Origin of the sequence: Aquibacillus rhizosphaerae, from assembly GCF_030282825.1 — a bacterium.
Lineage (GTDB): Bacteria > Bacillota > Bacilli > Bacillales > Amphibacillaceae > Aquibacillus_C > Aquibacillus_C rhizosphaerae.
Genome location: NZ_JASTZU010000018.1, coordinates 137,528 through 160,731, shown reverse-complemented (window position 1 = coordinate 160,731; position 23,204 = coordinate 137,528). Strand labels below are relative to the sequence as shown.

At 34.1% G+C, this 23,204-nt stretch carries 26 protein-coding genes; 13 read left to right on the top strand and 13 right to left on the bottom strand.

Annotated features, from left to right (window positions below):
• The first annotated feature begins 9 nt into the window (after positions 1-9).
• The 8 genes from QQS35_RS04285 to QQS35_RS04250 all read left to right on the top strand — a co-directional run bounded on the left by QQS35_RS04285 (position 10) and on the right by QQS35_RS04250 (position 5,287).
• The gene (locus tag QQS35_RS04285; RefSeq protein WP_285930610.1) at positions 10-237 is read left to right on the top strand and encodes a sulfurtransferase TusA family protein; all 228 of its coding nucleotides are present in this window, start codon (positions 10-12) and stop codon (positions 235-237) included.
• A gap of 39 nt (positions 238-276) precedes the next feature.
• Positions 277-855 carry a class I SAM-dependent methyltransferase gene (locus QQS35_RS04280; RefSeq protein WP_285930609.1) on the top strand — a complete coding sequence of 193 codons (579 nt, stop codon included), beginning with the start codon at positions 277-279 and terminating at the stop codon, positions 853-855.
• 157 nt (positions 856-1,012) lie between these two features.
• A complete protein-coding gene (locus QQS35_RS04275; RefSeq protein ID WP_285930608.1) occupies positions 1,013-1,396 on the top strand; it encodes a DUF302 domain-containing protein in 384 nt (127 codons plus the stop codon).
• A 118-nt stretch (positions 1,397-1,514) separates the two neighbouring features.
• Positions 1,515-2,174 (top strand): hypothetical protein, encoded by a 660-nt coding sequence (locus QQS35_RS04270; protein WP_285930607.1) that lies wholly within the window; start codon positions 1,515-1,517, stop codon positions 2,172-2,174.
• The gene (locus QQS35_RS04265; protein WP_285930606.1) at positions 2,171-2,914 is read left to right on the top strand and encodes a cytochrome c biogenesis CcdA family protein; all 744 of its coding nucleotides are present in this window, start codon (positions 2,171-2,173) and stop codon (positions 2,912-2,914) included. Before QQS35_RS04270 ends, QQS35_RS04265 begins: the two co-directional genes overlap by 4 nt.
• Before the next feature lie 15 nt (positions 2,915-2,929).
• Entirely contained in the window at positions 2,930-3,520 is a 591-nt protein-coding gene (locus tag QQS35_RS04260; protein ID WP_285930604.1) for a peroxiredoxin family protein, read from the top strand.
• Positions 3,521-3,534: 14 nt separating this feature from the next.
• Complete coding sequence (locus tag QQS35_RS04255; RefSeq protein ID WP_285930602.1) at positions 3,535-4,215, top strand: response regulator transcription factor; 681 nt, start codon at positions 3,535-3,537, stop codon at positions 4,213-4,215.
• 13 nt (positions 4,216-4,228) lie between these two features.
• Complete coding sequence (locus QQS35_RS04250) at positions 4,229-5,287, top strand: sensor histidine kinase (RefSeq protein ID WP_285930601.1); 1,059 nt, start codon at positions 4,229-4,231, stop codon at positions 5,285-5,287.
• A gap of 64 nt (positions 5,288-5,351) precedes the next feature.
• On the opposite strand, the gene QQS35_RS04245 is transcribed toward QQS35_RS04250, so the two are convergent.
• Together QQS35_RS04245 and QQS35_RS04240 are read right to left on the bottom strand one after the other, a co-directional pair.
• Complete coding sequence (locus QQS35_RS04245) at positions 5,352-5,714, bottom strand: OsmC family protein (RefSeq protein ID WP_285930600.1); 363 nt, start codon at positions 5,712-5,714, stop codon at positions 5,352-5,354.
• A 183-nt stretch (positions 5,715-5,897) separates the two neighbouring features.
• Complete coding sequence (locus QQS35_RS04240; RefSeq protein ID WP_285930599.1) at positions 5,898-6,815, bottom strand: ferritin family protein; 918 nt, start codon at positions 6,813-6,815, stop codon at positions 5,898-5,900.
• 161 nt (positions 6,816-6,976) lie between these two features.
• On the opposite strand from QQS35_RS04240, the gene QQS35_RS04235 reads away from it, so the two are divergent.
• Both QQS35_RS04235 and QQS35_RS04230 read left to right on the top strand, forming a co-directional pair.
• Entirely contained in the window at positions 6,977-7,828 is an 852-nt protein-coding gene (locus QQS35_RS04235; RefSeq protein ID WP_331490663.1) for a cupin domain-containing protein, read from the top strand.
• A gap of 437 nt (positions 7,829-8,265) precedes the next feature.
• The gene (locus QQS35_RS04230) at positions 8,266-8,865 is read left to right on the top strand and encodes a restriction endonuclease (protein WP_285930598.1); all 600 of its coding nucleotides are present in this window, start codon (positions 8,266-8,268) and stop codon (positions 8,863-8,865) included.
• Positions 8,866-9,450: 585 nt separating this feature from the next.
• Here QQS35_RS04230 and QQS35_RS22885 read toward each other — a convergent pair.
• The 11 genes from QQS35_RS22885 to QQS35_RS04180 form a co-directional block, all read right to left on the bottom strand.
• The gene (locus QQS35_RS22885) at positions 9,451-9,633 is read right to left on the bottom strand and encodes a site-specific integrase (protein WP_407933938.1); all 183 of its coding nucleotides are present in this window, start codon (positions 9,631-9,633) and stop codon (positions 9,451-9,453) included.
• Positions 9,634-10,015: 382 nt separating this feature from the next.
• Positions 10,016-11,110, bottom strand: coding sequence for a tyrosine recombinase XerS (gene xerS / locus QQS35_RS04225; RefSeq protein WP_285930597.1), 1,095 nt, complete (start codon positions 11,108-11,110; stop codon positions 10,016-10,018).
• A gap of 217 nt (positions 11,111-11,327) precedes the next feature.
• The gene (locus tag QQS35_RS04220) at positions 11,328-11,510 is read right to left on the bottom strand and encodes a hypothetical protein (protein ID WP_285930596.1); all 183 of its coding nucleotides are present in this window, start codon (positions 11,508-11,510) and stop codon (positions 11,328-11,330) included.
• Positions 11,511-11,953: 443 nt separating this feature from the next.
• Positions 11,954-14,053: a heavy metal translocating P-type ATPase gene (locus tag QQS35_RS04215; protein WP_285930595.1), complete on the bottom strand. Its 2,100-nt coding sequence runs from the start codon at positions 14,051-14,053 to the stop codon at positions 11,954-11,956.
• 207 nt (positions 14,054-14,260) lie between these two features.
• The gene (gene copZ / locus QQS35_RS04210; RefSeq protein WP_285930594.1) at positions 14,261-14,467 is read right to left on the bottom strand and encodes a copper chaperone CopZ; all 207 of its coding nucleotides are present in this window, start codon (positions 14,465-14,467) and stop codon (positions 14,261-14,263) included.
• Between the two features lie 32 nt (positions 14,468-14,499).
• Complete coding sequence (locus QQS35_RS04205; protein WP_285930593.1) at positions 14,500-16,884, bottom strand: heavy metal translocating P-type ATPase; 2,385 nt, start codon at positions 16,882-16,884, stop codon at positions 14,500-14,502.
• Positions 16,885-16,901: 17 nt separating this feature from the next.
• Positions 16,902-17,219, bottom strand: a complete 318-nt coding sequence (locus tag QQS35_RS04200; protein ID WP_285930592.1) for a metal-sensing transcriptional repressor — start codon at positions 17,217-17,219, stop codon at positions 16,902-16,904.
• A 245-nt stretch (positions 17,220-17,464) separates the two neighbouring features.
• The gene (locus tag QQS35_RS04195) at positions 17,465-17,821 is read right to left on the bottom strand and encodes a hypothetical protein (protein ID WP_285930590.1); all 357 of its coding nucleotides are present in this window, start codon (positions 17,819-17,821) and stop codon (positions 17,465-17,467) included.
• Between the two features lie 573 nt (positions 17,822-18,394).
• Positions 18,395-19,426, bottom strand: a complete 1,032-nt coding sequence (locus tag QQS35_RS04190) for an anti sigma factor C-terminal domain-containing protein (RefSeq protein ID WP_285930588.1) — start codon at positions 19,424-19,426, stop codon at positions 18,395-18,397.
• On the bottom strand, positions 19,413-19,940 hold the full coding sequence (locus QQS35_RS04185; RefSeq protein WP_285930587.1) for an RNA polymerase sigma factor: 528 nt from the start codon (positions 19,938-19,940) through the stop codon (positions 19,413-19,415). Before QQS35_RS04185 ends, QQS35_RS04190 begins: the two co-directional genes overlap by 14 nt.
• 163 nt (positions 19,941-20,103) lie before the next feature.
• Positions 20,104-20,910: a YitT family protein gene (locus tag QQS35_RS04180; RefSeq protein WP_285930585.1), complete on the bottom strand. Its 807-nt coding sequence runs from the start codon at positions 20,908-20,910 to the stop codon at positions 20,104-20,106.
• Positions 20,911-21,330: 420 nt separating this feature from the next.
• On the opposite strand from QQS35_RS04180, the gene QQS35_RS04175 reads away from it, so the two are divergent.
• The 3 genes from QQS35_RS04175 to QQS35_RS04165 all read left to right on the top strand — a co-directional run bounded on the left by QQS35_RS04175 (position 21,331) and on the right by QQS35_RS04165 (position 23,102).
• Positions 21,331-21,522, top strand: a complete 192-nt coding sequence (locus QQS35_RS04175; protein WP_285930584.1) for a hypothetical protein — start codon at positions 21,331-21,333, stop codon at positions 21,520-21,522.
• Between the two features lie 563 nt (positions 21,523-22,085).
• On the top strand, positions 22,086-22,628 hold the full coding sequence (locus tag QQS35_RS04170) for a site-specific integrase (protein ID WP_285930894.1): 543 nt from the start codon (positions 22,086-22,088) through the stop codon (positions 22,626-22,628).
• Between the two features lie 93 nt (positions 22,629-22,721).
• Positions 22,722-23,102 (top strand): SLAP domain-containing protein, encoded by a 381-nt coding sequence (locus QQS35_RS04165; protein ID WP_285930583.1) that lies wholly within the window; start codon positions 22,722-22,724, stop codon positions 23,100-23,102.
• Positions 23,103-23,204 lie beyond the last annotated feature (102 nt).

Genomic DNA, 23,204 nt, shown 5'->3' with positions numbered 1-23,204 from the left:
GATTATGTAATGGAATCAACAAAAGTATTAGATGCAAAAGGTTTAGCATGCCCAATGCCGATTGTTAGAACAAAGAAAGCAATTAATGAACTTGCGGCTGGTGACATATTAGAAGTACATGCAACAGATAAAGGTGCAAAAAGTGATTTAACTGCATGGGCAAAGTCTGGTGGGCATGAACTTCTTCAAGATACAGAAGAAGGAGATGTTTTGAAGTTTTGGATTAAAAAAGGCTAGAAGGTGACCCCTTAGAGGGTCCCTTTTTCATAAAAAGGAGTGAGAACACTGACTGGTAAGAAGTTCAATCCTGAAAAAGCACATAAACTAATAAGTGAAGAAAGAAAAGCCATATTACCACCTGATAAAATAATCGAATACTTAGAAGTGGAAGGCAATGATGTTGTTGCAGATCTCGGTGCAGGCAATGGTTACTTTACTATCCCAATTGCAAAAAGCACTAACAACACTGTGTATGCTGTTGATATCGAGCCTAAGATGTTGAATATGTTAAGAGAGAGTGCAGGTAAAGAAAACATAAAGAATATTGATTATGTCGTAAGTGATTTGGTGGAATTTAAGTTAGAGGATGCGTCAGTAAACAAGGCAATTGTCTCGATGGTTATTCATGAAGTTTCTAGTATTGACCATACGCTGAATGAAATAAAAAGAATTTTAAAATCGGGAGGACAACTATTACTTATAGAGTGGAAAGCCATTGAGACGGAATCAGGTCCACCACTGCACGAAAGGATTCCTGCGCAAGATATGGTAGAGATTCTTAAGAATGCAAACTATGAGACGGAGATAATTGATTTAAATTCACAACATTATGCTGTTAAAGCAAGAATCAAATAAAGGAATTAGGAATTGTGGTGAGAATATAGTGAGGAAATTATGGGGAATGTTATGACCGTCTCAAAAAATTATGTTCCTGGCAGGAGCAGTATTTGTCATCTATTCAGCCTTATCCAAATTAGTATAGGGTAACTTTAAAAGGAGGAGTCATTATATTATGTTTGATTATACGGTTGAAACAAACAAATCGATGGAAGAAGCAGTACAGTCATTAGAGGAAAGCTTAAAGCAGGAGCAATTTGGGATACTTTGGCAATTTGATATTAAGTCTAAGCTACAAGAAAAGGGTTTAGACTTCAATCAACCTTATTTAGTGCTAGAAGTATGTAACCCAAAAGAAGCACAACGAGTGCTAACTCAAAATCAAATGGTTGGTTACTTTTTACCATGTAAAATAGTTGTTTATGAAGATGGTGGCAAAGTGAAAATCGGTTTACCTAGACCAACTGCTTTAATTGAAATGGTAAAGGATGAAACGATTAAGGAATTTGCTGCAGATATTGAAAATAGATTAATTGCATGTATTGATCAAAGTATCTAATAGTCCTAAATAAAGGACTTGAACAGGTAAAGGTAATTTATTACCTTTACCTTTTTTATTTTCTTTCATAAAACTTTAACATTTCTCGTTTATTCTGTAAGAGAAGGAGGTAAGGAGCATGCCGTCAGCTTGGTTAATTGGACCTCTAGTTATTAAAAGTGAATTAGTCGTACTTATTGGTAGTTTTTTACTAGGGATTGTCTTTTTTCGTTTTGTAAGCCCTTATTCAAACCTCGAAACAAAAAAATGGATAGATGGATTGGTGAACCTGTTCATTGTATTTGTAATATCTTTATGGATTGGAAAGATTATAACAAACCTTTCTATCTTTATTAATGATCCCTTACCGATACTTGCATATCCAAGTGACTCGAAAGCTTTTTATGTTGCTGTAGCTTTATCCATTGTGTATGGCAAATTCAAGTTGGCAAAGGAATATCACCAAGTGATTGATGTTTTGTTTGCTTGGCTTATTGTATTTTTTACAGCTTCCTTTGTGTATGGATTTGTCCAAATGATTTTTGGAGCAGCAGCATTTAGTTGGCAGTACTTAGGTCTACATGTTCTATTACTTATCCTATTTGTCTTACAACAAGACAAGTTATCAAAAGAAAATCTAGTGTTCACTGGCCTATTATCTTGGAGTATTGGTCAATGGCTATTGGCTTTATTTTCTCGTACAACCGTTTTTCAGTTCAACCTAAGTCACTGGTTTTATGCGGTTGTTCTTATTGTTAGTGTGATCATAACTATTTATGGAAAGAAGGTGAAACAATGAGTGCAGCTAGTGATATTACGATATGGCTGGCATTAGGTGCAGGAGTTCTTTCTTTTTTATCACCGTGTACACTTCCTATATTTCCGGCTTATTTATCCTATATTACAGGAATGACTGTAAAGGAAATTCAGGGTTCACAAGAATTAAAGGTTCGTAGCAAGTTGTTGCTACACGCAATCCTGTTTCTAACCGGTGTTTCCATGATATTTATTGGTTTAGGAATAGGGGTATCTATTTTAGGTCAGTGGGTTCAAGACTTATTATCAGGACAATCTGGTATCTTTTTGCAACGAATCGCTGGTATTTTTGTTATCCTAATGGGTTTGTTTGTCGCAGGTTGGATCCAGTGGAAAGGGTTAATGAAAGAGAAACGGTTTCATTTTAACAAAAAACCTGTAGGTTATTTCGGAACTATATTTGTTGGAATGGGCTTTGCAGCTGGATGGACTCCTTGTATTGGACCAATATTCGCCTCAATTCTTGTTGTAGCTGGGAATAATCCTACACAAGGGGCTATTTATACCATCATGTATGTTATCGGTTTTGCTATACCATTTCTTTTATTGACCTTCTTCATTGGATCTACAAGATGGCTAGTTCGTTATAGCCAAAAAATTATGAAATTCGGTGGAGCTATTATGATTACCATGGGAGTACTTCTTTTTACAGGTCAGATGGCAAAAATATCTAATTTCTTATTAAAGCTGGTACAAGATAGCTGGTTAGCTAACTTAGGGTGATAGGGGGCATATTCATTGAAGAAAATAATCATTTCTGTTGTACTATTAGCGATGTTTGGCTACGCTGTTTATGATTTGGTCAAGAGTGAAGATAACAATACTACAACTTCAAATAAAGAGGAGTTAAGCACAGAAGGTAATCAAAGCAATTCAACGAACGAAGTTGAATCTACAGGTGCTACAGTAGGATTAGAGGTAGGTAATCTCGCACCAGACTTTAAATTACAGACTTTAAATGGTGAAACTGTAAAACTATCGGACTTTAGAGGCAGGCGGGTCATGCTTAATTTCTGGGCTACTTGGTGTCCGCCGTGTCGTGCAGAAATGCCTGACATGGAAAAGTTTTACCAAGAGAAGGACGTTACGATTTTAGCTGTAAACTTAACTGAAACAGAGGCCTCTATGCAGGATGTACATGATTTTGTAGAAGAGTTTGGATTAACATTTCCTATTTTATTAGATAAAAAAATTGAAGTTGCAACAACCTATCAAATACGACCAATTCCAACTTCTTATATGATTGATTCAAATGGCATTATTCGATATCAAGTCTTTGGTGCTTTAAATTATGAAATGATGGTATCAGAATTTGAAAATATGAAATAAAAACAGGTGATTTAATGAAACAAACCATTCTAGTAGTTGAAGATGACAAAATGATACGTGAGCTGATTTCCATTTACTTAAATAAGGAAGGTTATGATGTAAAAGAAGCCGGGGATGGCGAAATAGCTAAAGAGGCATTTTTAACATACCATCCATGTTTAATCATCCTCGACTTAATGCTCCCTAAATTTAGTGGAGAGGATTTTTGTAAGTGGGTAAGGGAACAAGGACAAAACGAGGTTTCAGTTATTATGCTGTCAGCAAAGGCTCGAACAGCAGATAAAATAAATGGATTAAAATTAGGGGCTGACGGTTATTTAACAAAGCCATTTGAACCAGAGGAATTGCTTGCTCATGTGGAAGCTGTTCTGAGGCGAACGGGGCTATTCTGTCAAAAGGTTACTTCTAATGGATTGTGTATTAAACCAAGAAAAGGAGAAGTTATGCTTTATGATAAACGAGTCGATTTAACGAAGCATGAATTTAACCTCCTATATTATCTGATGGAAAATCCCAATATCGTTTTATCTAGAGAGCAATTAATAAACCAACTATATCCTAACGCTGATCGAACTATCTTAGATCGGACAATAGATGCTCATATTAAAAAGTTAAGAGAGAAGATAGAAGATACCCCAGCATCTCCTGAACGGATTCAGACTGTAAGAGGAATGGGGTATAAATTTGTTCAATAAAATAAGAGGGTGGTTGCCTAAAAAATTTATATTTAGGCTGACGTTATTAAATGCATTAGTGGTTACTACGTTCATATTAGTGACTAGTTGGGCAATCTATAACACTGCCTGTTTTTTGGTTGAAGGTATGGTAATGGACGTAGGAAGACAAGATCAATTTAAATCGGCATTATTTGAGTATTTATTGTTATTTAGTCTTTTTGCAGTTGTAGTGGGGAGCACGCTTCATTTTTATTTAACTACTAAACTAATCAGACCATTACAAAAATTAATTAAATCTACTCAGAGAATTAAGGAAGGTTTCTATCCTGAAGCCATTCACGTTCATGCATCAGATGAAATGGGGCAATTAATTGACCACTTTAATCAATTAGTTGAACAGATAAAAATGAACGATCAGCAACGCCGGATGATTGTATCTGATCTCTCTCATGAATTTCGCACGCCACTATCCAACTTAAATGGTTATCTAAATGCTATGAAAAACGGTGTAATAGAAGGTGAGCCAAAACTGTATGAATCCCTTTTAAATGAATCGAAACGATTGACAAATTTGGTTGAACAAATGGATCAATTAAAGGAATGGGATGTTGAATCAGGAAAAACTTTAGCTGAAAAAGAGTTCACAAATATAGCAATTGTAGTGGAACAATCAGTAGAGATGTTTCGTTGGTTATTAAATAAACAAGATATTCGTTGTGTCATTCAAGCAGATAGCAGATATGTTGAAATCAACACCTTTGGGATTTATCAAGTGATTAGTAACCTAATGGGTAACGCAATACGATACTACAAAGGAAAGAATCCAGTTACTATTAAGGGAGAGTGTCTTAATCATGTATATAAAGTATCTATTACTGGTGAGGGCCAACATATACCGCAGTCAGAACAGGAGAAAATATTTGATAGGTTTTATCGTATAGATAACTCTAGAAGTCGTAAGCAAGGAGGAAGTGGTCTTGGATTAGCCATTTCAAAGGAAATTGTTGAAAGACATAACGGAAAGGCAGGTTTGATTTCCAATGGCAACAACCATACATTTTGGTTTACAATTCCTATTAAAGAAGAATAGCTATCAAGAAGGAGAAGTTGGTAGCTATTCTTTGCTTGTTTTTACTTTATTTTAGTTTGAAAGATTATGTAATTTTAATACTATCCTTGATACTTTGAATCATGGCACATTTTTTTGGAGTTATTGCTAATGCTCTTTGTATTTTTTTCGGTGAAGGATTTTCTCCTTTAATAGTGAATAATAAGTGAATTGCTTCAATCCGATTGGCGGCTTCAGGATTTCTCTCTATCGTAGTTGAGATAGTGATGTCCTCAAAAGGAATGCGCATTTTCTGTAAGGTTTTTCTTAACCATCCACCGCTACATATCGCAACTGAAGAAACGAATAGTTGATATGGTCGAAATCCGTATTCCTCTTGACTTGAAACTTTTATTTCACCAGATTCTAGATTGGTAAAATAACCATGTTCGTTCACATTGAACTTCATATATCCACCCCTTATTCATAAAACTTTATACATTATTTATAAAATACTAATATGAAAGTTTAATGAAAATAGGAAAATGATTGTGAGCATCTATTTTATAAATAATGAATATTTATTTACTTGGACTAGTAGATAAATTTAACATAATTATATTATTTAAAATTATCAATGCTGAAAATAGGATTAACATCTAGCAAGTCCTCTTTCAAATGCAGCTAAATGATTAAGCGAGGCATTACGTAATTGCTGAAAAACCACGCTCACATCAGCAGGTAAGTCATATGATAGAAATCTTTCGTACATAGATATATTCTCTATCTCTCCCTGAACGCCAGCTCCAAAGGCTTTTTTAATGCTTTCTGGGGTGGTTACAAAATTCTGCGATATATCTTCTTGTAATGGTACTTGATACCGTTCAAATAGAGGTAATAATGCACTTATATGTCTCATTTCTGCTTGTTTTATTCTTGTAAAGGTTGGAATGTCACCAAATGTTTCAAGAATATTATCATACCTTGCTTGTGCCAAGTATTCGTCTTGAAGAGCATAAGTTAGCATTTGAGAAAATATTAAAGTGATAGCACTTAATGCGCCTTTAGCTTCATAGTTCTCAACTTGACGACTAACTTTGAAACTATCTGTTACATTTAAAACAAAATACATAAACCAAACAGCGTGATTTTGTTCGTCTGCTGCTGCACGTATAAATCTATCTTTAATGAAAGAATCTTTTGTTTGATCGGCTATATCTAAATAAAAATCAACGGCTTTTTGTTCATCTTTAAAGGCAAATTCAATTCCCGCTTTATAGTATTCGGGACATTCCTCAATAATTTGATAAGTAGGTTGTTGTCCTGTTAATTGTTTATAAATGTTACTGAACTCTTCGAAATGTCGTTTTTCATCTTGTTGGATTTCAATTATTCTTTGCTTCACATCATTTGTAGGTGCCATGTAGGCTAAGTTCTCATAACAAGCAATTGCACTAAACTCCGCGTTAATTGCTTTCTGTATATCTTTTATTAGTTGATATTCATTGGGCATACGATAATAAGCATTATTTTGTGTACCATATTGATAATGTTTATGACTTGAATACATGATTATTCTCTCCTTCTTATTTCACTCTCAACGTATCTTATGCTTTGTGGATGTGGTTGTGTACACGGTGTCATCTGGTCTGACTTTCACAACAAGTAAAAGATTATTACTAATAAGTAAATTCCATGTACATTCCCTATATAGGTGCATACGATAATTCTATGAAAATTGTGAAGGGATTGAGAAAAATGTACTATGTTCCTCGTACGTATTCTTGGCAAAATCAATATCCTTATTATGGGAATGCACCGATGTATCCATCTGGGAGGCAACCTGTCTACTGGGGATTTCCTAATCGAGTAGAGCATGCAAACAGATATAATAGTTTCCAAGCTTCTAAGGGTAATGCTCCTATTTCTTTAACAGAGTATGGACCAAATCCATTTGTAGTAAATATCAATGAAGCAACGAAGCAAAACAATACATTTCGTACAGCTTTGTGGACAGGAGAGCATTTACAAGTTACGTTAATGAGTATCAATGTTGGGGACGATATTGGTTTGGAGATGCATCCTAATGTTGATCAATTCTTACGTATAGAACAAGGTCAGGGAATTGTTCGAATGGGTAAAAATAAAAACAATCTAGATTTTGAAAGAAATGTCTATGATGATTCCGCAATCATTATACCTGCTGGAACTTGGCATAATCTTACCAATACCGGTACTGCTCCACTCAAACTTTATTCGATCTATGCTCCACCAAACCACCCTGTTGGTACGGTTCACGTTACCAAAGCAGAAGCAATGGCTGAGGAAGAACATCATAGTAATGGAAATACAGATGTATTTGGTAAGACACCAGATGAATGGATACAGCACACTGAATATTTAGTAAATGAGGGATTGGAGGACGTTAAAAGAGGAATAAATGCTACACATATTCTTCAAGAATTTATTCTAATGGGTATTCTTGTCGGTAAAGGCTACTCTCCTGAAAAAGCATATGAAACTGTTGAAGCGTGGGAACGTACTGGAGAATCCAAACTTCTTCAGCAAAGTAAAAATATGTAGCGTTTAAGTATAAGTATGATACTAGGGTGGGGTAGTTGATACCCCCTTATTTTAAATTGACTTCTTAAAAAATAATGTTATTTTATTATTCACCTACTCTAATCTTCTCTTAATTAAACAAACAAATTGGACTCAATATATAATGCATTTATTATTTTTTTTAAAAATGACTAATAAAGTGGTTTAGGGGATAGAAGAAGTCAAAGGTTCAAATATGACTAACTTACCGTTTAGTTCAGAATCTAAGCGGTTTTTGTTTTGAAAGTGGGGGTCTACTTAAGTGGCCGCTTAGTAACTTCTACGTAATTCATTTGTGAACTAATGTTATCTTCTCATTAATGAAGAGGATTGTTACTTAATCTAATTAACTCTTATTAGTAATAATGAATAAATCTCATATTTTCGTCGATTATTATAATTTAAAAGGAGATGATTAAATGGATGTACTTACTATAGGAGTTGTTGTGGTAGCAATTGTTGGAGTAATACATTTATGGTTAGTTAAGCAAAGAAATGATTATCAAGAAATTCAGATAGCGCATCAGATTAATAAAAATGACCAAACGAAAAGAACATTAGTTAATGGTATATTTTTTAGGTTTAACTTCCCCAAAGATGAAACAGATGAATTTAAATATTCTGATATGTTTATAAAACAAACTCCTCATGAATTTGAAGCATTTGTAGCAGAGGTACTAGAAAATAAGTACGGGGGTGATGCTTTCGTTACTGTTGGGTCTGGCGACTTTGGTATTGATATTGAGCATAGACGTGAAGTTGGTTTATATTTGGCACAGGTTAAATGTGAGAAAAACAATTTACCTTTTGATCCAATTGCGAAGATACATTCCAATATGGTGAAGCGAAATGCAGTAGGTGGATATGTCATTACAACAAGAGATTTTACATCAGCAGCCAGAAGCTATGCGAAAGATTTAGATATACATTTAATCGATGGTGAAAGTTTAGTAGAAATGTGGTTAGAAGGGTTAGAAGAGAAGGATAGGGAATTACTAGTTAGACCAATCAACAGCTAAGGGTTCATATCTACTCTACATAATTGAGCTTATAGGAAGTAAATGAAGGACATGAAAGAGCATATGAGTATTTAGTTGATTACATTAACTAATTGAGTGAAATAACAGAAGATGATCCTAATATTATAAGAAAAAACTAATTGCTAAGTTGATAGCCAAAAGCGCTATTAGAACTAAAAAATCAAGTGCACTTACAACAATGGAAGAAGATAAAGCATTCTATAAACCAAGTGAAGCTGCCCATAGGTTAGGTGTAAATAATGAAACAATTCGAAAAATGTTTTAGAAAGGGAAGTTTCCATGGGCGTATAAAACCGATGGTGGCCATTTGAGGATTCCTCAAAAAATATACATTACAACGCCAGAACAAGATTTGCGGGCAAAATATATTTTAAATCGGATTGATATAAAAAATAAAGAGGCGGATGATGTTGATGAATAGGAAAAAACCTGTTTTACTTCATTTAAATTCATATACACCAACAATTCTGTTTCGGTTTTCGGAGATTAAATACTAGCTAAAAAGTCTGCATCAATCTTTTTTCTTTAGCAAAACTGACAATATGACTTCAAACTCGAAATCCATCACTGTATTGTACGTGCACTCATATGTCTATGAAGCGTCTGGTGCTGCACAAAACGACTAACGAGGGAGGGGGTGAGATCAAGTAAATCAGTGGACCGCTGATGATCTTTTAAAAAAGTTAGAAAAAGCATCAAATCACTTTCATAGCTGTCACCCGTATTCGTTGAATACGTATTGCTCAACTTTTCAAATACAGTAAAAAATCTTTTATGGCTTGCTGCATTTGAATAGGGGAAACCTCCAAATAATTATTATTTCTACGCCACCAACAATTGTATCCTGTATCCGAATACTTATGAGATAGTCCAAAAGATTTATCAACACCGAACCAGAAATCATCAGAATTCATCATCGTTAAGTTGGGAGTAAATACTTCCTCACAAGGATTATTATAGGAACTAACTTTCATCTAAAAATTTCAATTATGTCTCAATAACCCAAGAATACTTAACTTTTGAGATATTTTCGTTAATTTTTATTTTACTTCCTATAATATATATTATGTAAAGTGATAAAAATTTAAAAAATAGGGCAGGAAAAAGAGCCCTATTACAATTTAACCGTTTATTCATTATCTTCATCTTCTTTTGGCATATCCATTCGATCAACAGCCGTCTTTAAATCATCATTCCGAATATGTGTATATATCATCGTTGTTTGAATAGAGGAGTGTCCTAACTGTCTACGCAGTTTAGGTACATCATTTATCTCAGAATGATACCTAGTTGCAAAGGAATGTCTTAATTTATGGACGGATAAAGATGGTTTACCAAAAGCCGACGCATATTTTTCAATCATTTTTTCAATGGAACGTGCAGAAAGTCGTCTCGTTTTACCTTTAGGTCCCATAGATGCTGCAACAAAAAGTGCTTTATTGTTTTTTTCAACTTTATAACGATTTTCTCTAATTTTTATGTACTCTTGAAGATCATCCATTGCAATCTTACTAAAATACACGAATTGCTCTTTGTTTCCTTTACGAATTACTCTAGCTGAATATTTACTAAAATCTATATCATCTAAATCAAGGTTCACAATTTCTGAGAGACGTAAGCCAGACCCCAAAATCAAAGAAACTATCGCCGTGTCTCGCTCTTTGTTTAACGTATAGAAATTTAGTAATTTTTTATTTTGTTTATATAGTTCACCATAGTCCTGGGCTATAAAACGTTTGAATTTTTCATATTCATCACCTAATAAAATTTTGCCTTCCATTTTATTAGCAATCGTTTCCATAGAATCCTTGATCTCATTAAACTCAACTTTGGCCATTACATTCCGGTTAAGATAAGGTTCTAAGTCACGTGTTTCTGCTAAATTTTGCAGGTAATTAAAAAGTGACTTTAGTGCAGATAATTTTCGATTTACGGTGGTTTCTTTGTTATTATGTACGTATTGTAAAGCATTGAGAAATGATTCAACTTGCTGTACGGTCATTTTTTCTAATAGTTCTAAAGGAACATCTTGAACTTTACCAATAAACAATTGCTCAGATATTATCCAACTGAAAAAGATTTTAAAGTCATGGCAGTAATTGAGTAAGGATGCTGCTGACAACTTTCTTCGTTTATAATCAATATATTCTTCAACATACCATGGTAACTCTTTGAGAATTTGTTGGAGTTTTTGATAGTGTTGTTGTTGGGATTGATTTGCCATATTTTCACCTCATTACATATATTATACTATATTTCTATTTAAATTTACAGTTTATTACGTCAAATTTATATTTTACGTAATAATGTGTGGATATAAGTAAGAACCGAAAGATACTATCCTTATCTCTTAGTAAATTTATTCGTTAATAATAAATTAGGAGATCCTATTATCTATGTAGGTTTTCAAAATCCTTAACTAACACGTTTATTGAATTTCTCTAATCTTTTCTAAATATACTTGTATTTTCAATCCGGATTGAATCAACTTCTCCACATGCTAAACAAAACGTGTAAATTTTATTTCCACCACTCATAGAGATTTTGCTCGGTTTGATGGGCATAAAATCTGTACCTTCTGCGAATTCAGTACCACCACATTTAAGACATTTTTTATTCTCCATAACCAACAATACCTCCTAATCCTTTTTTAATTCGATTTAACTCCTGATAAGTTTCATATAATAGGATTTTATTGAAAAAACATTATATTTTATCTGTTATTAACAAACGTAATCTATCATAAGTATCTGTTAAAATGCAAATAATGATGTTAATAGAAATTCTTTAATCTGCTGTTTGGTGCCTTTGTTACTGTGACTATCAACAAATAAAGATTAAACAAAGTAATTGATATTGCGTAGCGAAGCCTTTAAAGCGATTTATCCTGAACTTTTGATTATATTGATCTTCCAGTAACATACTATAGGTTTACATAATATTATTATGTTAAACTTAACTAGAATTAATATGTTTTTCTTATAGAATTATACTTTACCTTTTATAATTAACAGGATACCTGGCGCACATAGAAAAACCTACTAGACTTTATCCAGTAGGTTTAGTATCAACCTTTAAACATTCGAGCGTTAATCGCAACAATCACGGTACTTAGTGACATTAACACAGCACCGACTGCTGGGCTTAACACAATACCTATTGGTGATAAAATACCGGCTGCTAGTGGTATCGTAATAATATTATACCCTGCTGCCCACCAAAGGTTTTGAATCATTTTTTTATACGTTGCTTTCGATAGGTCGATAATGGCCACAACGTCTTCTGGGTTACTTTTCACTAAAATTACGTCTGCTGTTTCCATTGCCACATCGGTACCAGCACCAACAGCAATACCAAGATCAGCATTTGCAAGTGCCGGTGCATCATTGACACCATCACCAGTCATTGCAATCTTTAAGCCGTTACCTTTAATCTCTTTAATTTTATCGGCTTTTTCATGTGGCAAAACTTCTGCGTACACTTCATCTAAGTTCAGTTTTTTTGCAACCCAATTAGCCACTTGGGCATTGTCACCAGTTAACATCATTGATTCAACGTTTTGTTCTTTCAAACGTGAAATTGCTCGCTCAGCACTCTCTCTAATTTTATCTGCGAGTGCAATCATTCCAGCCAACTTATTATCGATAAGTACAAATACAACTGTTTTACCTTGCTCTGATAATTCTTTAAACTTTTCTGTTTGATATTCAATGTTGTTATCCTTCACATAACCAGGACTTACAATAAAGACTTCCTTTCCATCTATGGTTCCTTTTAATCCTTTTCCTGTCATTGATTCAAACTGTTCTGGATCTGTTAAAGTTACATTTTCTTTTTTAGCATCTTCAACAATTCCTTTGGCAATCGGATGTTCTGATTGTGATTCAAGCGATGCTGCTACTTGTAATACGTCGTTTTTTTCATATCCTTGTTCTGTGACGATTTCAGTTACACCAAACTCACCTTCTGTTAATGTTCCGGTCTTATCAAAGACAACCGATTGAATTTTTCTAGCTTCTTCAAAGTTAGCCCGGTTTCTAATCAGCAAGCCTTTTTTTGCAGCTAATGCTGTTGATCTTGCTACTACTAATGGTGCTGCAAGTCCTAATGCATGTGGACATGCTATGACCATTACAGTTACCATTCGTTCTAACGCATAAGAAAATGAATTTCCTAAAAATAACCATATAACTAAAGTAGCAAAACCAGCAAATAACGCTAGATAGAACAACCATTTAGCAGCTCTATTAGATAGATCCTGTGTTTTTGATTTTGATTCTTGCGCTTCTTTTACCATTTTCACTACCTGAGATAAGTAGCTTTCTTCCCCAGTTTTTTCAACTTGAAGAGTTAAAGACCCTTCCCCATTGATCGAACCTGCAATCACTTCATCCTCGGTAGTTTTTTCAACTGGTACAGATTCTCCTGTTAACATAGATTCATCTACATCTGATTGGCCTTTAGTGATTGATCCATCCACGGGTATCTTCTCGCCAGGTTTAACAAGCACTTTGTCCCCGTGTACTAATTCATCTATTTTTACATCTTTAATATCTCCATTTTCGTCAATGACGTGTGCTTCTGAGGGAATCATTTTCACTAATTCTTCAAGTGCATTAGAAGCACCCATGACAGAACGCATTTCAATCCAATGACCTAGTAACATAATTACTATTAGTGTAGCTAACTCCCAGAAAAAATTATTTCCAGGTAAACCAAATACAGTTAGTGAACTGTAAACATAGGCAACAACTATTGCTAATGCAATTAAGGTCATCATACCTGGATTCTTTTGTTTTATTTCATCATAAGAGCCTGTTAGAAATGGCTTACCCCCATAGATAAAGATAAAAGTAGATAAAATAAACAGGATATACATGACACCTGGAAAAGTAAGTTCATACCCAATAAAGGATTGAATCATAGGTGAAAAAATTAAAATAGGTATCGTTACGATTAATGATATATAAAATCTCATTTTAAAGTCATCAATCATATGACTATGATCGTGTCCTGCATGTTCATGGTCGTGATCATGGTGACCGTTCCCGCCATCGTCATGATGATGGTGACCAGAATCATGTGATTCTTCGTGTTCATGTTTATTGTGATGTTCTTCATGTTCATTGTGCTCATGCTTATGTTCGTCATTCTTATGTTTATCCATTGGTAATCCTCCTTCTTCTTATGTTGATTGTAGATTAGTATAGACAATATAATGGAATAAACTATTCTATTTTGTATTTACCCTCTACAAGTATCCAAAAACATGGAACGGTATTCATTTTTATGTGAGTAATGATAGATTTTTTTGTATAAAAAAAGAATGCAAGAGAAAGATACTCTCTACATTCTTTTTTAACTCTAATGGGGATTAAGCAACATCATAACCTTGTTCTTCTATCGCATCTTTCATTTTTGCTTGATCAATTTTATTCTCATCATAAGTTACTTCTACTTTACCAGTTTCTAAGTTTACTTCTACACGATCAATGCCATCGATCTCAGTTAAAGCCCCATTAACTGCACTTTTACAGTGACCACAAGTCATCCCTTTTACATCTAATGTTATAGTTTTCATCTATAATTCCTCCTAGTAAATTAATTTTATATTTAAACACGCTTTAATCGCAAAGCGTTGCTAACAACGGAAACAGAACTAAAAGCCATCGCTGCACCAGCAATCCATGGTTGAAGCAGTCCAAGAGCAGCAATCGGAATACCCGCTGAGTTATAGGCTAAAGCCCAAAACAAATTTTGTCGGATATTGGTCATCGTTTTTCTACTTAACCCAATTGCTTTGGGGATATTAGTTAGATCTCCGCCAACTAATGTAATTCCTGCAGTTTCAATTGCAACATCGGTACCGGTACCAATTGCAATACCAATATCAGCTGTAGCTAATGCAGGTGCATCATTAATACCATCTCCAACCATAGCTACTTTAAATCCTTGTTCTTGAAGCCTTTTTACATGATTTGCTTTGTCTTCTGGTAACACCTCAGCAAATATATGATCAACACCAACTTGTTTTGCTATCGCTTTAGCAGTCCGCTCATTATCACCAGTAATCATGTACACCTCAATATTCAATGACTTCAACTGTTCAATGGCTTGTTTTGTATTTTCTTTAACCGTATCCGCTACGGCAACGAACCCTGCTAGTTCACCTTCTATCGCAAACATCATCGCAGTTTTTCCTTCTGTTTCATATTGAGACAGTTGCGCTTCATATTTACTAAACTCTATTTTGTGCTCCTTCATTAGCTTGCGTGTACCAACTAATACTTCTTTATCTTCTATTTTTGCTAAGATACCATGACCAGGTATTGCTTCAAAGCTATCCGGTTCCAATTTTTCAACATTTTTCTCTGAACCATAGGCAACAATTGCTTCTGCTAATGGATGTTCAGAAGAGCGTTCTGCAGCAATTAAATACCGAAGTGCTTCGTCCTGAAAAAGTTCAATATCAGTAACCTCTGGTTTGCCTTTAGTTATAGTACCAGTTTTATCTAATATAATCGCATTAATTTTATGCGCTGTTTCTAAATGCTCTCCGCCTTTAAACAGGACACCTGTTTGAGCACCTTTACCGGTTCCCACCATAATCGATGTTGGTGTTGCTAAACCTAAAGCACACGGGCATGCAATCACTAGCACAGCAATCGAAGCTTCTAATGCAGATGGCCAGCTTTTTGGATCAACAATAAAGAACCAAACAATAAAAGTTAACATAGCAATAACGACAACGATAGGAACAAAAATTCCTGATATCACATCAGCCATCCGCTGTATCGGTGCTTTTGAACCTTGAGCATCTTCGACTACTTTTATAATATTGGCCAAAGCAGTATCTTTCCCTACTTTTGTGGCCTCCATTTGGATTATTCCATTTTTGTTCATCGTTGAGCCTATTACGTTATCGCCACTGTTTTTTTCGACAGGAATCGATTCTCCTGTAATCATGGACTCATCAATTGCTGATTTCCCAGAAACAATCGTACCGTCTACTGGTATCTTTTCACCAGGCCTGACAACCACTCTATCCCCTACAACAACTTGTTCTAACGGTATCTTTACTTCTTCATCATCACGTATGACAGTAGCGTCTTTCGCTTGTAAATTCAGTAGTTTGGATATAGCCACAGTTGTACGGCCTTTAGCCATTGCTTCAAATAGTTTACCCACCAAGATTAAAGTGATCAGTACTGCACTCGTTTCGTAATATAAATGTGGCATATAACTCGGATTAATTGTTGCTATAATCCCTTCAACTAAACTATAGAAATATGCGGCAGAGGTCCCTCCGGCAATAAGTACATCCATATTAGCGCTTTTATTTTTCAAACTATTAAAAGCACCAGTATAAAACTGCCAACCGATATAAAATTGAACCGGAGTCGCAAAAATGAATTGAACCCATGGATTCATTAGAAATCCAGGCATCGGTAATCCAATATCCCAAGGTAAGTGTCCTACCATCGCATAAAGCAGTGGTAAGGTTAAAATAGTAGAAATCATTAACTTTACTTTTTTGTCATGAATTTCTTCCTCTTTATGAGTTCGTTTTTCTTCTCTACTTTGGCTAGGTTTTGCTTCATAACCCAATTTAGCAACCTTTGCTTGGATATCATCAATTTTTACGATACCTGGCTCGTATTCGACTACCCCTTTTTCTGTCGTTAAATTAATCGAAGCAGACACTCCGTCCATCTTGTTAAGTACTTTTTCAATACGTGCGGAGCAAGCCGCACATGTCATTCCATATATATCAAATTCAGCATGTTCAGTCTGGACACCATACCCGAGTTTACTTATTTTTGTAGACAGATCATTTGCAGAGACTTTTTCTTCATCATATTCAACTGTTGCCCTTTCCATCGCTAGATTGACATTTGCTTCCACTCCATCGATTTTATTTAGGGCTTTTTCAATACGTGTGGAACAAGCAGCACATGTCATACCAGTTATGCCTAAATCTACTTTTTTAACTGTCATTCAAAACACCTCCCGACTTACTTTGAAAATTGTTGCATTACTTTCATCAACTCATCGATTGATTCTTCCCCGTCGCCTGTTTGAATGGCATGGGACACACAATGGTGCATATGTTTTTCAAGTATTTGAAAGCCTGTGTTTTTCAAGGCAGAATTAATTGCGCTCATTTGAACGAGGATATCAATACAATAGCGATCGTCTTCTACCATTTTTTGAATCCCTCTTACTTGACCTTCAATTCGCTTTAAACGATTTAATACCTTTTGTTGTTCGGATTCCGTACGTGGTTTAATCGGTTTCTTATTAGTAGAAATCAACTCATGTTCTTCACACATGATTTCACTCCCTCTCTTATTTATACCCTACCACGGTATTGTATTAATATCAATAAAAAAAGTTCTTTAATCACAAAAGTCATATTTTATCCATATTTATTGTTAGTTTTACGTTTGCAATAATTCACTTTTATTAAAATATAATCTGAACAATAAAAAATTTAAATAACAAAAAGGAATATAATATAATCCTTTTTGTTATTTAATCATTCCTTTTTCAATTATGGTTCCTTACACAAAAGACTCTATTCACTTTCACTTAATACCGTAACTTTCTTTGCTCTAAATGGCTTAGCATCTTCTATAAGATTTTTTTGAGAAGTCAGGATTACCTCTACTATGGAACCTTCCCTAAAGTTTTCAATATTTAATTTCTTTCCACCCTTTTCTTCCAACAATGTTTCATCCGTAACTTTCACCGGACATTCATAACCCCAAGTATCATCCGTTTTGTTAACTTCATTAGAACAATCAACTGTAACGACATTATCACTAATCGAACTTATCTCTCCAATGATTTGTTCGGTTTGATTTGAAGTATTATTTGGGGAGCAACCAATCAGCAAAAAGAAAAAAAGTATATAAGGATTTATCTTTTTCAAACACTCCCTCCTTTTATAAGCTCCTCTAGCTTCAATTTTTCACGATTATAATAAAGATAAAACTACTTTTTTAGTCACAGACTCAATAGGTAGTGGTGGGTAATAAAACTTTCTGTGGAATGAGACTATACCAGAAATTACGACCAATACAAAAATGATTATTTGCCATTTTTTCATATGGCCCTCCAATATTAAATTTATAGTCTTTCTTTCAATTTAATTTTAGCTTTTGCTTGAGGATATTCCATCAATTATAACTAACCTACGTTTAAGAAAAATTAGTATTCATAATTATTTTAACATAAATTACCATTAAACCTTTAGAAAATGTGTGAGTGCCTCAAGTTACTAGAGCTTTAGCATTTCAACCAACTAATGGACCTCAAACTTTTCTCTATTTTTAAAATGAAAAAATCAATAAATTAAAAGATCAAATTAAGATGACAAAGGTGTTAAGTCAAATATAATAGGAGGTGTAAATTAATATACTTAATTTACACCTCCTAAAAACCTATTGTTTGCTTTTTTCTCGCTCTGAATCGAATCTTGTATCATTCGTTTTGGATTAACCTTTTAGTAGCTTCCATCCCATTTCCAGACTTCGATTCCACCTAACTCAAATTGATGGAACATCACCTCTTCTTCAAGACGCTCGATTTCTCGTATTGGACCTGTTACGGTAGCACCATATACGTTTAGTCCGTTTTCATTGATATAATCTAATCGTTTTTGATCTATATCTTTCTCCTGATAGCTACCTTTATCAATTAACCATGCTATATCATCGTAAAACTTTTCAACCGCTTCACTTAATCCTTCTTGTTCATTTAATGAGTGGAACCAACTGGAAAGTCTGTTCTCATCACCATATTGCGTGTAAGGTCTTAGCATTAATGATGGAATAAACGTAAATTGACCCGCTTTAGAATAGGATGTTTCAAATTCTGTTAATTCCCCTCCATAAACGGGCATCTGTTGTATCGTTACATCGTATTTTGAAATGATATCTCTTAGTTCTTCAGGAGTCATGCTTTCTTTTGTTGAAAAATTCGCTTGGACAACATAACCATCATCAATTTTTCCAAGTTGTTCAGCTAATGTCATTACACCAGAGTCATACTCGGTAAAAGTATTTCCAAGTAAATCAGGCGCAACTACAAAAGTTGTGTTGTCATTATTTAAAAACTTTTTATCCAAGTCAACTGTATAATTGATTTGACCAAACACCCACTTTTTTGCTGTTACTTCTCCAACAACAACTTGCCAATCTCCTACTTGACGATACAAGTTGATAGAAGTATGTTGTGTTAAAAAAGGATTGATTTCTGCTTCATTCGAACCAGATTTTTCCACTGCAATTCCAGGATGTCTCGTTTCTACCAATGTAGTAACGAGACGATCAAACTCTGCTGATTTACCTGACATCTCGTAGTATATTGATATAGGTATCATATAAATTACATATAATAAGAAAATTAATAATAGCATGCGCACCACGGTAAAACTGATGGAAAGCCTTGTACGCCATACAAGTTTTTTAGCACTTTTTTCATCTGTCTGCTCTTCAGATTCGTTCCATTCTGACAAGACATCATCTTTCTTCATTTCTCAAAGCCTCCTTGTTCAAATTATCATGATAACGAAATTTGTCCTTTGCTCGGTGGAGCGTAACTTTCACCTGACTATCACTTAAATTCATAGCACTGGCAAGCTCTTTATAAGAAAATCCCTGGACTTCACGTAAATACAATATCGTCTGCATTCGCTCTGGAAGCAAACTCATAACCTCCTCTAACTCTTGTTGCCTTGTTTTTTCGTCCAATTTTTGTTCAGGGTTACCAATTGTACTATTCGAGTTAAATTCTAATTGAATGCGTTCCACCATCCGCTGCTCGGATTTTGCTTTCCTCGTCCAATCAATATAAAGATTCCGAGCTACTTTAAAAATCCACGCCCTTGCTTGAAGGATATCCTCCACCTGTAAAGAAATCATCGCGCGGTAAAAAGTTTCTTGAAGTAGTTCCTCTGCGGTTTCACGATTTCTACTCATTAGATATAGATAGCGAAAGAGTGGAAGCTGATAGCGTTCAAATAGTTCTACGAATATATATTTTTTCAAAACCTACTCCCACCCCCTTCTACTTATTAAAACGGATTATCATATATATATGTTACAAAATCTCCTAAAAAAAATCGTTCTTTTTTATTAAAAAAAGAACGACCTTCCATTATTTTAAAGATAGAGCGATTAAACCGATTTTTTTAGTTATAAACTTTCTCAGCTAGTTTTTAGCAAATTCACCATCAACTTCTACCGTCTCATATATATTAATAAATGCTTTTTGATCATGCTTACGAACAACTTCTTTAATTTGTATCGTTTCATAACGTGTTACTACCATCATTAGAATCTGCTTTTTATCTTCCGTGTATCCACCATATCCATCCATGACAGTTATACCACGGTAGATGGATTCCAACAGTTCCTTTCGTATATCATCACCTTTTGATGTAACAATTTGCATCGTTAATTTAATATGACTTGTGTGAATTGTATCAATCATTTTTCCTGTTAAATAAATGGATAGCATTGTATATAGAGCAATATTCCAATCAAAAACAGCACCAGAAATTAACACAATAATACCATTCATGCATGTAAGAAGAAAGCCGATACTTACATTACTCGTTCGCGAAATCATAATTGCTATAATATCCAGACCGCCAGATGTTCCGGAATACTTTAAAATCAGTCCAATACCGAAGCCGCTAATCACGCCTCCAAATATAGTTGATAATAAAATGTTGTCTGCTACCGTCACTACAGGTAAAGCATATAAAAATATAGACAGCGATACGACACATGTAATCGTATTAATTGTTATTTCTTTGCCAAGTTTCATATATCCTAAAAGAATTAGCGGTAAATTAAGAATAAGATTCAAAAGGCCAATGTCAAACGGTGTTAATAAACCAAGCAATATGGCAATTCCACTCATTCCGCTACTTAGAATACCATAAGGAACAAGAAAGAAATTAAAGGCAAAGGCAACAATCAATGAACCAACAATGACTATCGAATTTTTCATCTGTTTTGTCCTCCTTTATAATGAAAAATTGCTTGTTAATACTGCATCTTATAACTAACGTACAAACCAATTGATTCCATAAAAAAAACTCGTTCCTATATAGGAACGAGTTTTCGCTCGAATTATACCCATACTTGATTAGTTAAGAAATGTAAAATCCTTAACATATGTAGTAGTTATTTAGGAAACCTTTTCAATTCACTATAGTGAATCACTTTTTTTCTTCACTTGATAAATTTAGCAAAGGCAAATAGGCTATGTCAATACAATCTGCTATACACAATAAATTCAAAATATTAAGTCAAGATTCAAGTTCCAGATTTATTATAGGGTCAATACAAGGTTTTAGTTTCTCGCCTCTATCGTATCTATGGATGTTTAGTCCCATATTAAGCATGCTAAGATTAGGAGGTGACTATGATGACCAAACGAAGAATTAATGTAGAACAAGACCCCCACTTTGACGGAGAAAGAGAAGGAATCATTTCTGATCCTGTTGGTAAGGAGATAGGAATACAATCAGATATAACCAAAGCGTCAACCAACCCTTTTCATGTGAAGTCCTTAAAAAAGAATCCTGATATGGAAAGGTTTAATGATACGTTTAAATAACAAAGTTTTAATCATTGCCTGGTTTCTTCGCAAAGCTGACCAGGTAATGATTTTTTATTATATTTATATGGTATAATATTGAATGAAACATAATACATATTATGTTTCATTATGAAAATCAATGAAAACGAGTGATACCAACCTAAACCTTAGCATTTAACTAATTAACAAATATTGTTATGATACATATTGAATCTTTACGTTCATGTAATATATGGAAAAAATACATAAAAATAAATCGGATGCAAACTCATCACAACAAAACAGAACAATTGTTCTGTTTTCGCAGAATCGCATTTGAAGAGAATTAGTAAGGTGATTGGTCGATAATGACTAGTTAAATTCATCTGAGAGCTCATCTAACTATTGGAGGTTATCCTATGGAAAAAGAAACCTATGCAGATCATGTATGTTTAACAAAAGGACAATATATGTACTTAATAAAAAAATATGGAGAATACGAACTGAACAATAAGATAAATGATTTAAATAAATCGAAGCTCAGAGACCCAAAAAGACTTCAACAAGTAAAGTCTGATTACCATGCACTAATAAGTAAAGGAATGCAAACGGTGCAGCCTATAAGGGATAAATACCTTATTGAGGCAATGAAAGAAGAGTTATACCGGTCATCAAACAGAAATTATTTTTTATTTGTTATGGGAATTAATACTGGTCTAAGAATTAGTGACCTCCTCCCTCTAAGAGTACAAGATGTGCGCGGGAAAACTCATATCATTATGAAGGAGACCAAAACAAGAAAAAATAAGCGGTTTCTTATTAATGTTGAATTAAGAAATATAATACTAGAGTACACAAGTGACATGAGTGATGGTGATTACTTATTCCCTTCTAAGAAAACTGATTTACCACTTAAAAGGATTCAAGCATATAAAGTGCTTAGTCAAGCAGCAACTAATGTTGGAATTAAAGACTTTGGAACCCATAGTATGAGAAAAACATTTGGATTCTGGCACTATACGATTAATAAAAATGTTGCCTTATTACAAGATATCTTCAACCATTCCGCTCCAGACATAACATTAAGATATATTGGTATTAATCAGGATATTGTAGATAAGAGCTTGGAACATTTTAGTTTATAGGTAAAATAAATAAACAAGAACATTTGCTATCGATGTTTAAAGTTTTAAATTAAGAATGAGTTATCAAATTATAAGAAATGAGGTTTTACAAAGATGCAACAACTTCGATTTGAACAAGCATGGGATAAAACAATCGCTGAAGTAGATCGAAAACGGATTACCCGTATTTTTAAAGAATCAACACTTCAGAAAGATGAACCAATACAACTAACCCGCTTATCTCAGGCAAAGAACCATAAAGGAGAGTTACTTGTTACCGTGCTTGTTCATAATACAACGCAACAAACATTCTCCTTCTACAATAAACAATTAAGATATATAGAAAATAAAGCTGAAATGGCAACACATATCTTTACTTCACCAGCAATTTCTATTGAACCGTTAGTTAGCATGCCGTGGACATTTATATTTCCAGTGGAAAGCATAAAAACTCCTCCTACACTACTAAACGGACATTTAGAAATAATTCTATAATGATAGGTATGCGTTAACATAAAACCCAAAAGCTTTTCATAGCTTTTGGGTTTTATGTTTTTTAGTCAATCTTCCTTCTTCTATTAAAATAGATTCTCTTTC